The organism is Glutamicibacter sp. JL.03c (assembly GCF_025854375.1).
Taxonomy (GTDB): domain Bacteria; phylum Actinomycetota; class Actinomycetes; order Actinomycetales; family Micrococcaceae; genus Glutamicibacter.
Genome location: NZ_CP107575.1, coordinates 2,222,209 through 2,234,376, shown reverse-complemented (window position 1 = coordinate 2,234,376; position 12,168 = coordinate 2,222,209). Strand labels below are relative to the sequence as shown.

General features: G+C 56.5%; 7 protein-coding genes and 3 tRNA genes. 8 read left to right on the top strand and 2 right to left on the bottom strand.

What is annotated here, in order from left to right; genetic code table 11:
- Positions 1-5: 5 nt before the first annotated feature.
- The gene (locus OF385_RS10260) at positions 6-1,382 is read right to left on the bottom strand and encodes a phosphotransferase (RefSeq protein WP_264275295.1); all 1,377 of its coding nucleotides are present in this window, start codon (positions 1,380-1,382) and stop codon (positions 6-8) included.
- Positions 1,383-1,548: 166 nt separating this feature from the next.
- Between OF385_RS10260 and nudC the strand changes: the two genes are divergently transcribed.
- From nudC to OF385_RS10245, 3 genes are all read left to right on the top strand, one after another.
- Complete coding sequence (gene nudC, locus OF385_RS10255; RefSeq protein ID WP_264275294.1) at positions 1,549-2,478, top strand: NAD(+) diphosphatase; 930 nt, start codon at positions 1,549-1,551, stop codon at positions 2,476-2,478.
- Positions 2,475-4,598: an ATP-dependent DNA helicase UvrD2 gene (locus tag OF385_RS10250; RefSeq protein WP_264275293.1), complete on the top strand. Its 2,124-nt coding sequence runs from the start codon at positions 2,475-2,477 to the stop codon at positions 4,596-4,598. The genes nudC and OF385_RS10250 overlap by 4 nt, the downstream gene beginning before the upstream one ends.
- Positions 4,599-4,721: 123 nt before the next feature.
- Positions 4,722-5,330 (top strand): M48 family metallopeptidase, encoded by a 609-nt coding sequence (locus tag OF385_RS10245; RefSeq protein ID WP_264275292.1) that lies wholly within the window; start codon positions 4,722-4,724, stop codon positions 5,328-5,330.
- Positions 5,331-5,396: 66 nt separating this feature from the next.
- On the opposite strand, the gene OF385_RS10240 is transcribed toward OF385_RS10245, so the two are convergent.
- Complete coding sequence (locus OF385_RS10240; protein WP_264275291.1) at positions 5,397-6,839, bottom strand: zinc-dependent metalloprotease; 1,443 nt, start codon at positions 6,837-6,839, stop codon at positions 5,397-5,399.
- Between the two features lie 181 nt (positions 6,840-7,020).
- Here OF385_RS10240 and OF385_RS10235 point away from each other — a divergent pair, with 181 nt between their 5' ends.
- From OF385_RS10235 to OF385_RS10215, 5 genes are all read left to right on the top strand, one after another.
- Positions 7,021-8,139, top strand: a complete 1,119-nt coding sequence (locus OF385_RS10235; RefSeq protein WP_264275290.1) for a PDZ domain-containing protein — start codon at positions 7,021-7,023, stop codon at positions 8,137-8,139.
- Between the two features lie 125 nt (positions 8,140-8,264).
- The gene (locus OF385_RS10230; protein ID WP_413467968.1) at positions 8,265-11,300 is read left to right on the top strand and encodes a UPF0182 family protein; all 3,036 of its coding nucleotides are present in this window, start codon (positions 8,265-8,267) and stop codon (positions 11,298-11,300) included.
- A 57-nt stretch (positions 11,301-11,357) separates the two neighbouring features.
- A tRNA-Met gene (locus OF385_RS10225) sits at positions 11,358-11,431 on the top strand.
- Positions 11,432-11,718: 287 nt separating this feature from the next.
- Positions 11,719-11,792: transfer RNA gene (locus tag OF385_RS10220), tRNA-Met, on the top strand.
- A 192-nt stretch (positions 11,793-11,984) separates the two neighbouring features.
- Positions 11,985-12,058 (top strand) — tRNA-Met (locus OF385_RS10215).
- The last annotated feature ends 110 nt before the right edge of the window (positions 12,059-12,168 follow it).

Here is a 12,168-nt window from a genome sequence, read left to right as displayed (position 1 = left end):
AAGGGTTACTTTTCGGCGCCGTCCTCGTCATCTTTGCCCTTTTCCGACTCGGCAGCAGGCTTGGCGATTTCGGGCTCGTCCTGGGATTTCCTTGCCTCTGGTGAAGCGGAGGAATCTGCCGCAGGATTCGATTCCGAGCCAGCCTTGGAGACTGGTTCGGGCTTTGCGTCATTAGTTTCTTCCGCCTGCTTCGCGGTGGGCTGCGGAGCGACGGCGTCCTCGGAGGTCCTGGACTCGGCACTGGACGCGGGCGCTGAAGAGGAGCCCTCCGGGGCGTCCTTCGGTTCAGTGAGTGCGGTGACCTTTGCCGTATTGATCCGTGGGGTAGCCAATGCTGCCGATGGCTGCGGCGCGGGCGTTGAACCTTCTGGGATGGTCCTGCTGCCCTCACCGGCGGCATCCTGCGTTGGTGTAGATGCCTGAGGAGAAAGCGGACGCGGTGCCTCGACGACGGACAACGGCTGTCCACCGAATTCTGCAATGTTGTGATCAAGTTCCTGCAGCATTTCATCGGCTTCGGCGATGCGCTGCGGATCCTTGGAATCAAGAGACTTCACGAGCCACTGAGCCAATGCGAACTCCGCTGCCAGTGCGGCACGACGCATGATGTGCGGATCGGCGGCCTTACCGCGTGCTTCGACATAGGAAGAGAAAACACGGTCAGTGAACTGCTGATCTTCGATGGCGGAAAGCCATGCGAAATCATCTGCGGGGTCGCCGACATGCAAGTCCGTCCAACCCTTAACCGCCGTAATGCTGGAATGCGAAATTTGCAGTTGCTCTTCATCAAAGTCGCCATGAACCACTGCCGAGTTGAAACGCCACAACGCAACATCCTCCATGGCGTGTTCCCAGCGGCGCAGCAAACGGCTAGGCACCTTGCCGGTGGCCGCCGCGGTATCGAGCTCATTGAGCTTGCGTTGACGCACTTCGTCGGCGGAATAGGTCGGCAGGCCGGCAACTTCCACGGCTTCATCAGGAATCTGGTGGATAGCAGCCATGCACTGTCCCAGTGCTTTGGCTAGGTTGCTTCCTTCGTCGACAAGTTCATCCAACGTTGGCACATGTCCTGGCATGTCCTTGTAGACAAAAGTGCGCAGGGATCCTTGACGGACAGTGCCAGCAACTGCTGGGAGCGCGAATGGCAACGAAGTTCGAACCTTGGCCGAGAAAGCACGCAGTGCTGATAGTTCGGCTTCCAGTCGCATGCTGGCTTCATCGTGGCGTGGCGACCGTACACGCCACCGGTGCTTGAGCGCATCGACGATGAGAGCCGAATCAAAATCTTCTGCGTCATCTGACAACGCCGCGAAACCAACCGGGGCTAATCCGGGGACGGCGGCGGTGGCAATTGCGGCGAGTTCCATGGCAGAGCGTTTCACATGTTCCACCGTATGCGAATTCGTGACCTGAGAGGCTGAATGACGCACAGAATATGGTGGGATTCACCGGCAATGTTCAGAGTTGACAATAAAATTCCCGGTACGTGGCTATCCACACCCGGTTCGAAACAGGAGAGTGGAGGCCCGGGTGCACTAGGTTAGTAGTATGGCTTTGGCAGAGAATTATCAAACTCCACTCAAGGGACTTCCGTTTGCGCAGTCGCTCATCGAACGCCCGTTGACCGAACGGCCGAACCCTGAGCTGCTCAGCGAGAAACTCGCCCTGCGAACGACCAAAGTCATGCTGATTTCCGAGCAGGGAGCCGCATCGACAGGTACCGAGCTTTTCTTCATCAGCGGACCTGACTACGTGCTCACTGAATCTGAACGCCAGGTGTATCTGGGAACAGCTGAATCGACGGATTTCGTATTGGCGATTGTCGAGGCTGAGAGTTTCGCTCATCTGGCGATTGAGCGCTGGATTTCCTTACGCGAGGCCTTCACTGTCTTGCCGCAGCTTCAAGCCGAGTTGCTGGTCGAGGCCCAAGCCATCTCGAACTGGATCAGCGCTGAGCGCTTTTGCCCGCAATGCGGTTCGGAAGTGCGTTCGTCGACCTTTGGCTGGGGCCAACGCTGCGTAATGAACGACCACGAACTCTTTCCACGCACCGACCCGGCCATTATCGCCTCCGTCATTGACCATCAGGATCGAATCCTTCTCGGTGCCAATGCCACATTCAGAACGCATATGTATTCAGTCTTGGCCGGTTTCGTTGAGGCAGGTGAATCGCTGGAATCAGCGGTTCGCAGGGAAGTGTTCGAAGAATCAGGCGTCCACGTTGGCGAGGTGGCATACCGTGGCTCGCAGCCATGGCCGTTGCCCCGTTCATTAATGCTCGGTTTCGCCGCCGAAGCCATGAGCGAAGAACTGGTTCCTGACGGCGCTGAAATCAAGGACCTACGCTGGTTCAGCCGAGAGGAACTGCGTGTTGCCTTGGAATCGGGAACAATTGACATACCGCGTGGCGTTTCAATTGCGCACGCATTAATCCGTAGTTGGTACGGAGAATCCCTTCCGGAGGCCCTGAACAAGTGACAGAACACGACGCTCCACCAGTACAGGATCTGCTGGGGGGACTGGACGCTGAACAACGGCAGGCAGCTGAAACGCTCAGCGGTCCATTGTGTATTCTGGCAGGCGCAGGAACCGGCAAGACCAGGGCAATTACCCACCGCATTGCCCATGGCGTGCACACGGGAATCTACAATCCCACTAGCGTTCTTGCGTTGACTTTTACCACTCGTGCTGCCGCAGAGATGCGGACCCGATTGCGCCAGTTGGGCGCGCCAGGCGTACAGGCTCGAACTTTCCATGCGGCCGCCTTGCGCCAGCTGCAGTACTTCTGGCCCCAGGCCATCGGCGGCACCCTGCCCAACCTCGTCGAGCACAAGGCGCCGCTCATTGCCGAAGCCGCTCGGCGGCTGCGCATCTCAAGCGACCGTGCCATGGTGCGCGATCTGGCCGCGGAAATAGAGTGGGCGAAGGTCTCGATGCATACTCCGGAAAGCTATGCGAAGATCGCCGCAACCCGGGAGATGCCCAACGGCCTGGAGCCGGTAAGCATGGCAAGGATCTTTCAGACTTACGAAGAGCTCAAGGACGATCGCGGAGTCATCGATTTCGAAGACGTATTGCTGCTGACGATTGCCATTCTCGAAGACAACGAGAAAGTAGCTGCCCACGTTCGCCAGCAATATCGCCACTTTGTTGTGGACGAGTACCAGGACGTCTCGCCGCTTCAACAGCGTCTTCTGGACCTTTGGCTGGGACAGCGCAACGAACTGTGCGTTGTCGGCGATGCGTCTCAGACCATCTATTCCTTCACGGGCGCTCGTCCGGATTTCCTGCTGAACTTCGGCACGCGGTTCCCTGAAGCCAGGGTCGTCAAATTGGTCCGCGACTATCGCTCCACGCCAGAAGTCGTGAACCTGGCCAACAAGGTCCTCTCGACCCGCCGGATTGAATCCTCCGTGCCGGATCGCGACGTTACGTGGCCTGAACCATTGGAACTCATTGCCCAACGCGATCATGGCCCGAGTCCGGAGTTTTTTGAAACCAAGGACGATGAGAACGAAGCGGAAGAAGTCGCCCAGCGCATCAAGAAATTGATGGGTGAAGGCCAGGACTTGTCCGAGATTGCGATTCTCTACCGCACCAACGGCCAATCCCAGGCCTTTGAACAAGCACTCTCCGCTCACTCGATTCCCTATGTCATGCGCGGAGCCGAGCGCTTCTTCTCGCGCCGGGAAGTCAAAGAGGGAATGCTGGCCCTGCGCGCTGCCCTCAGCGTTGCCGCCGAGACATCGGTATCGCAGCTAGTGCGCGATGTGCTTTCCTCCCATGGCTATTCGGCCAACGCACCCAGTGGAGGTACCGGGGCTGTTCGACAGCGGTGGGAATCCCTCTCCGCCCTGGTACGCCTCGCGGATGAAGTTGTTGCCTTGAAAACAGAGCAAGGCACCGAAGCCACCTTGCACGATGTGGTGAGGGAACTCGAAGACCGGGCGGCCATCCAGCATGCCCCGACGCTGGACGGCATCACCTTGGCATCGTTCCACGCAGCAAAGGGCTTGGAATGGGACGCGGTGTTCCTCGTTGGCCTCAGCGAAGGCCTGGTGCCTATTTCCTATGCCAAGGATCAAGCAGGTTTTGATGAAGAACGCCGATTGCTCTACGTAGGCATAACGCGTGCGCGTAAGCATCTATTCTTATCATGGTCACTCGCGCGTACTCCCGGCGGACGAGCCCACCGGTACCCATCGCGATTCCTGGACGGAATCAAGTCCGTCCGCCAAGCAAGCAGTCGACAGCAAACGACGTATAAGAAACGCGAACAAAAACTCATTCCAGCCATCTGCACCAACTGCGGGTCGTTCCTGACCAGCGCCAAGGAGAGAAAGCTCAAGCGCTGTGCTTCCTGCCCGGCTGCCTATGACGAAGCGTTGTTTGATAGCTTGCGCAATTGGCGGTCGGAAATTGCCCACTCGAATTCGGTCCCGGCATTCGTGATTTTCACCGACGCCACGCTGATGTCCATTGCCGAACACCAACCGGAATCTTTGCAGGGCCTATCGAAGATTGCAGGTGTCGGGCGCAGCAAGCTGGAACGATACGGCGAAGCGATCCTTGCAGTCCTCGGATCCTACCGGGGCTAATCGCTATTCACAGTTCGCAATGGATGCATCGATCGCATCCATGGGTTCCTTAGCGTAGAAATCGGGGCTTGCTAGCCATATCGCAGCCCAAGACCGCCCAGCTGATGCAAGGAGCTGAAATCAATGCCTGTTTCACCAAATACTTTTGAATTTGTTGCTCCTGACGACATTCCAGTTCGGGTCGTGCGTTCCACCAAACGGCGAAAGACTATTTCTTCCCAATGGCGCGATGACACCCTGATAATCCAGGTTCCGGCTGCACTTGATGAGAAAACTGAACGCTCATTCGTTGAGGAGATGCTCAAGAAGTATCGCCAGAATCGCCAACGGCGCGCCGAAGGACATACGGACAATGAGCTGGAACGCAGGGCGCATGAATTAGACCGGCATTACTTCGGCGGCCTGGCAGCACCATCATCTGTGCGATGGGTAACCAATCAGAATAAGAGATGGGGTTCAGCGTCGTACCAGCAGCGGAGCATCAGGCTCTCATCAAAACTCCAACCCATGCCGTCGTGGGTCCGCGACTACGTTCTGGTGCATGAACTGGCCCACTTGGCGTCACCTGGTTCCGGGCATGGTCCTGAATTCCAGAAGCTGCTCAATAAGTTCGAGAGGCGAGCCGAAGCGGACTTGTACCTGGATGCTTTTCACGCCGGCTATAGCTCTCGTGCAAGAGAACTTGGCCAATCAGCTGATGAGCTCGAAGGTTTTGGCGACGATGCCGAGTAGGAGCAGACAGTGCAACCGCGGGGAGCGACGCTTAAGCGTTGCTCCCCGCGGTCTGGAAACGGACGATTATTTTTCCGGATCTTCTGGCGATTGAGGATCCGTTGGTTCCCCTGGATTCTCTTGGCCGGTCGTTGGCTCGACATTGTCGAATTCGCCGGAAAGCAGCTTGTCCAAGGCCGCATCGAAGTCATCGAACTCGGTTGCGGCCAGCTCACGACGCTGGGTGAAGGTCGTTGGATCCTTCAGATCATCTTGGGTTGGCATGAGGTCCGGGTGGTCCCAGACGGCGTCGCGCCCATCGATCCCACGCTCATCGTGAAGGTGCTGCCACAGGGCCGCGGCTTCGCGCAGCTTTCGCGGACGGAGCTCCAGTCCAACCAGCGATGCGAATGCGGATTCTGCCGGACCGCCGGAGGCGCGACGCCGGCGCATCGTTTCCCGAAGATGCTCGGCAAACGGAAGGTTCGCTGCCGCCAGAGAAACTACATGATCAACCCATCCCTCAATGAGGGCAAGAGTCAGCTCGAGATTCTCCAGCGCCTTTTCCTGCTGCTCAGTGCGTTGCGGGGTGAATAGCCCTTCGCCCAATACTGATTGCAGAGCTTCTGGATTGGATGGGTCGATGTCACGAACCGCTTCTTCGATCCTTGACATATCGATGTGGATGCCGCGAGCGTAGGATTCGACCGCGCCAATGAGCTTGGAACTCAACCATGGAACACGATTGAACAAGCGTGCATGGGCGTTCTCGCGAAGGATCGCATAGAGTAGTACTTCCTGCTCTGGGATCTCCAGACCTTCACCGAATTTGGCGACGTTGGTGGCGATGATTCCCGGAGTGCTTCCCGCCAGCGGAAGACCGATATCGGTGCCTCCAAGAACATCCGTTGCCAACCCGCCAAGCGCGGTGCCCAGCTGCATCCCGAACATGCTCGCTCCAAGGTTCCGGAACATGCCATCAGAGTTGCCCAGCATTCCCTTCATCTCTTCTGGGATCTGTTCCTTCATGGCGGAGGTGATCGCTGTTGCCACTGACTCGGCCACCGGCTCGGTGACCTGCTTCCACGTGGCCAACGTCTTGTCGTACCAGCGCTTGCGCGTCCAGACTTCGGTGACCTGTCCGTTGGATTCGAACGATGTTGAATTGTTCAGCCACAGGTCAGCCAAGTTCGAAGCGTCGCTGATGGCCGCCTGTCGGGATTCTGAAACTGCTGGATCGTCGCTTGCATAAGACTGAAGCGCGGTATCCGAGGCGAGCTTCCAATTCACCGGACCGGATGATGCGTTGTTGCTCATCATGGCTGACATCATTGCCTGGGCTTGCTGCATCATCTTTTGCATCGCTTCAGGGTCGCCCTGGGCGCCTAGCGCGTCGCGAAGTTGCGGAGGAAGATTGTTGGGATCAAATCCGCCACCGAAGAGCTGACCGAACATGGCAGAAAATGGATCCTGCTGATTGTTATCGTCGTCGTCGCCGTTCGGGCGGTTATTCGGGGGGTTCTGTGCCATGTCATTAAAACTACCGTGCCTTGCTATGAGTTCCCACGGATCTTGGCGACAGTTCGCTTTCGGCACACTGAATACGCCTCATTGCTGATGCCTTTAGCGCCGAAGCTTCAGTAGGCTAAGAGTGGTGAACTCCGCAAGGATGGATCCGCATCTTTTTTGATAGTTGGCGGGAGCAAGATCAGTGCACGAACGGGAACCAAAAGACTCGCATAAAGTGCTTGGCGAATTGGGCCGAGCGCCCCAAGGTTCCAAAGCCCTTAAACGCACCAGTGCCGGAGTCGTGGCTCTCCTGCTCATCGGCGTCATGATGTTCCTTCCGACCAACTTCATGATTCGTTCCCCGGGTCCGGTTTTTAACACCCTGGGCAAAGACGAGGATAACGGGAAAGATGTCATCTCGATCGAGGGGGAGAAGACCTTCCCATCGCAAAGCGAACTGGACCTGTTGACCATTTATGTACAGGGTGGCGGACAGAATCGCGTCACCATCCCGGTGGTACTAGAAGCGTTGCTGAACCCGAACAAGGACGTTGTCCCCGAAGAAACAATCCTTGCCCACGGCTCGTCTACCCAACAGCAAAATGAGCAGAACGACCAGATGATGACCTCTTCGCAAGATCTGGCCATCGCGGCGGCACTGACCGAATTGGGCTACGACTTCAAGACCTGGCTGACCGTGGCAGACTTCTCGGCCGAAGCCAACAGTAAATCATTGAAAAAGGGTGACCGCCTTTTGAAATACAACGGTCAAGACATCAGTTCGCTGGAATCGCTGAAGAAGTCGCTGAACGCCAACGGAGACAAGCCCGCCGAACTCACCGTGGGCCGCAAAGATAAGAACGGCGACTTCAAGGACGTTGCCGTTCCAGTGAAAACCGAGGAGGTCGACGGCGAGCGACAGCTCGGCGTCTACCTGAGCACGGAACATAAATTCCCGATTGATGTTCAGTTCGGGCTGCAGAATGTTGGCGGGCCTAGTGCAGGAATGATGTTTGCCTTGGGCATTATCGATCGCCTGACCGATGGGTCGTTGGCAGGCAAACATCATGTCGCCGGAACGGGCGAGATCTCTGCGGATGGCACGGTCGGTCCGATTGGCGGCATCGCACAAAAGATGATTGCCGCAAAAAATGCTGGAGCCACCATTTTCCTGGCACCAGCAGATAACTGCAATGAGGTCGCGGGCAGGGTTCCTGACGGTTTGAACGTGTTGAAGATATCGACGCTCTCCCAGGCGCGAACGGCACTGACGAAAATTGCTGACGGTGAGAATCCCGCAAACTTTGCGACATGTGAATAGATTTAGCCCGGCGTCAAGGGAAGAATGTGACGCAGGGATCAAAAGCTAATATTCGTTCGTCTAAGAATTAGGTACACGAGTTCCTCCGCTTCAAGGCGGGGCGAACCCAAGGTAAGGAATAGATAGTGTCATACGGATCGGATAGTCCGTTCGGAGGTCCGCCGAGGCCTCGTGAACCGCAAAGGCCCTCCAGCCCATCTGGCAAGAAAGTGTCACCACTGACTTTGACCATCTTCGCGGTGGTTATTTTGGTTGCGGTTTTCGTCTTCTTGTCGAATTTCTACGCAGATATCCTCTGGTTCAACCAGCTGGGGTTCTCGCAAGTTTACTGGACTGAACGCATCGCCAAGTTGATCATCTTCGTGGTCGCCTTGGTGCTGATGGCCGTACCGATGTGGTTCTCGATGCGCAGTGCCTACAAGCACCGTCCGGTGTATGCGCCAAATGCGAATCAGTCCGATTCCATGTCCCGCTACCAATCGCAGCTGGAACCTATCCGCCGTTTCCTTATGGTGGGCATTCCACTGGTTGTTGGCATCTTCGCTGCGGTGGCCGTTGCAGGCCAGTGGCAGACAGTGCTGCTCTTCTTCAACCAGACTCCATTTGGCAGCAATGATCCCCAGTTCAATCTGGATCTGAGCTTCTTCATCTTCTCGCTGCCGTTTATCGCACTCATTATCGGATTCCTGGTCTCGGTGGTGCTCCTAAGCGGCGTCGCCGGTCTGCTGACTCACTATCTTTATGGTGGTATCCGTGTGGAGGAACGCGGAGGCATCACCGTAGGCAAGGCGGCCCGGGTCCATACCGCAATCGTTGTTGCCGTGTTCTTGGTGCTTCAGGGAGTCAATTTCTGGATCGGTCAGTATGAAACGCTCACCGACCAGTCAGGCCGCGTCGCCGGCGCACTCTACAAGGACGTACATGCAGTCATCCCTGCGCAGATGATCCTGGCAATTATCGCCATTTTGATCGCTATCACCTTCGCTATTGCCGCATTCACCGGACGCTGGAGAATTCCATTGATCGGTACAGCAATGCTGGTCGTCACCATGATCGTGGTCAGCGGCGTCTACCCGTTCTTGGTACAGCAGTATCAGGTAGTTCCTTCGCAGCGTGAACTCGAACGCGACTACATCGATCGCAACATCGAAATGACTCGTCTGGCTTACGGTGTTGATGACATTGAAGTCACCGACTACGACGCCAAGATTTCCACTGAGAAAAATGCCTTGGCGGAGGAAACCGCAACAACCGCTAATATCCGCTTGCTGGATCCTAACTTGGTCTCAACCGCCTTCGCCCAGCTCCAGCAGTTCCGCGGGTACTACACGTTCCCGAAGAACTTGAATGTTGACCGCTACGAGATTGACGGCAAGGTTGAAGACACTGTCATCGCCGCACGCGAAGTCAACGTCGACCCGACCGACACCTGGGTCAATCAGCACATCAACTACACCCACGGATACGGACTCGTAGCCGCTTATGGCAATCGTGTTGCTGCCGGCGGCCGACCAGACTTCATGCTCGGTGGTATCCCAACCTCAGGTGATTTGATCACCGACAAGGATTACGAGCCACGCATTTACTTCGGCGAGAATTCCCCGGAATACTCGGTAGTCGGTGGTCCGGACGAAGGCTGGACCGACCAAGAGTTGGACCGTCCAGGTACCGGTGGTGAAAACCAGGACACCCGATACACCTTCACCGGTGACGGCGGACCGAACGTAGGCAACATGTTCAACCGCCTTGTTTACGCATTGAAGTTCGCATCGACGGATCTGCTGCTTTCCCAGCAGGTCAACTCCGAGTCGCAGATCCTCTACGATCGCGACCCGCGTGACAGAGTCAGCAAAGTAGCGCCGTATCTGACCTTGGACTCAAGCGCTTACCCAGCCATTGTCGACGGCCGGGTCCAGTGGATCGTTGATGGCTATACCACGTCCAACGACTTCCCATACTCACAGCAAAAGCAACTGGATTCTGCCGTTACCGACTCCTTGACGAACGCTCAAGACCTGTCGATGACCGGCCGGGTGAACTATTTGAGGAACTCGGTCAAGGCGACGGTTGATGCCTACGACGGTTCGGTGAAGCTGTACGCCTGGGATACCGAGGACCCGATCCTGAAGTCGTGGCAGAAGGTGTTCCCATCGTCTTACAAGCCGCTCAAGGACATGTCCGCTGATCTGATCGAGCACGTGCGCTACCCAGAGGATCTGTTCAAGGTACAGCGTGAAGTGCTGACCACGTACCACGTGGACAACCCGGACGCGTTCTACGAGTCGAATGATGCGTGGGCCGTTCCAGATGATCCAACTTCTTCCACAGCCGGTGTGAAGCAGCCTCCGTACTTCATGTCCTTGAAGATGCCGACTCAGGACGAAGCGAGCTTCTCGTTGACTTCGACGTTCATTCCTGCGGCCGCTTCCAATGGGCAGCAACGCAACGTGCTGTTCGGATTCCTGTCTGCTTCGGCCGATGCTGGCTCACAGGCAGGCGTGAAATCTGAGGACTACGGAAAGCTGCGACTTTTGGAGCTTCCGCGAGATACCGCTGTGCCAGGTCCTGGCCAAGCGCAGCAGAACTTCGATACGAATACTCGTGTGACGCAGGAACTGAACCTGCTGCGCCAGGGCGCTTCGGAAGTCAAGAACGGCAACCTGCTTTCCTTGCCAGTCGGCGGCGGTATTCTCTATGTCCAGCCGGTCTACGTCCAGTCTTCGGGCCAGACCAGCTACCCGACCCTGCGTAAGGTATTGGTCTCCTTCGGCGATCAAGTTGGCTTCGCCGATACCTTGGCCGAAGCACTTGATGAAGTCTTCGGCGGTAACTCTGGTGCTGTGACCGGAGAAACCGAAGGCGTTTCGCCAGGGGACACTCCAGAGGGGGAGAATACGCCGACCCAGTCAGACGAGCAGAAGCTCTCGTCGGCACTGTCGGATGCCAACGCCGCCATCAAGAATGGTCAGGAGGCACTCGCGAAGAGTGACTTCGCAGCCTACGGCGAGGCGCAAAAGCAGCTGCAGAACGCCTTGGACCGTGCCATGGAAGCTGATGCAGCTATCAATGGTACCGAGGTTGATGGGGAAGTGAAGCTGGACGAGAACGGTGCAACCGCGACTCCTCAACCTTCGGCACCAGCTGAAGGATCCGAGGGATAGCTGCTAAGCGCCCCGATTTGCTTTCACTCCGCGATGATGCAAGAATTGTCTAGTCATCGCGGGGTGGAGCAGTTCGGTAGCTCGCCGGGCTCATAACCCGGAGGTCAGAGGTTCAAATCCTCTCCCCGCCACGAAAGACGAAAATGGAGATCCGAAAGGGTCTCCATTTTTGCTTATCCGGATCAAACAGCGGTCCCTAGGCAGAACCTGATTCATTCTCCTGACCTACGCTTGTGGGCGGCTCTAGCAGAGGCGGAAGCGTCTTTGTAAATGATCCTGCCAAACGTGGTGTGTTGAACCAAGTGGAGCTATCACGAATCGCGACAGCCGCTGAGATCGACGGCGAGAGGCGTGCGATCAAGGTCACTTGGCTCGATTGGCTATTGAGTTCATCAGTTGGTAATGTTGTATTTACCGACGCGGGGTGGAGCAGTTCGGTAGCTCGCCGGGCTCATAACCCGGAGGTCAGAGGTTCAAATCCTCTCCCCGCCACGAAAGTGGAAATGGAGATCCAAAAGGGTCTCCATTTTTGTTTACCCAGTGATTGGCGATGAATAGTCCGAGTCCGGCCTTCCAGGATAGTCCAAACCTTGGCCCGCTCTACCGGGTCTTTGCCGGGTGATCAAGGACACTGCCTCTCGATTAGCCAAGTCATTCAAGGATTGGTAATGTTGTATTTACCGACGCGGGGTGGAGCAGTTCGGTAGCTCGCCGGGCTCATAACCCGGAGGTCAGAGGTTCAAATCCTCTCCCCGCCACGAAAGTGGAAATGGAGATCCGAAAGGGTCTCCATTTTTGTATACGCGCTTAACGACGAAGGTGTACCGATGTTTGACATCGGTACACCTTCGTCGGGTCTTGGCTCTCA

Coding starts and splice junctions, on each gene's coding strand:
- nudC (WP_264275294.1), top strand. CDS start 1,549: ATGGCTTTGGCAGAGAATTATCAAACTCCACTCAAGGGACTTCCGTTT.
- OF385_RS10245 (WP_264275292.1), top strand. CDS start 4,722: ATGCCTGTTTCACCAAATACTTTTGAATTTGTTGCTCCTGACGACATT.
- OF385_RS10240 (WP_264275291.1), bottom strand. CDS start 6,839: ATGGCACAGAACCCCCCGAATAACCGCCCGAACGGCGACGACGACGAT.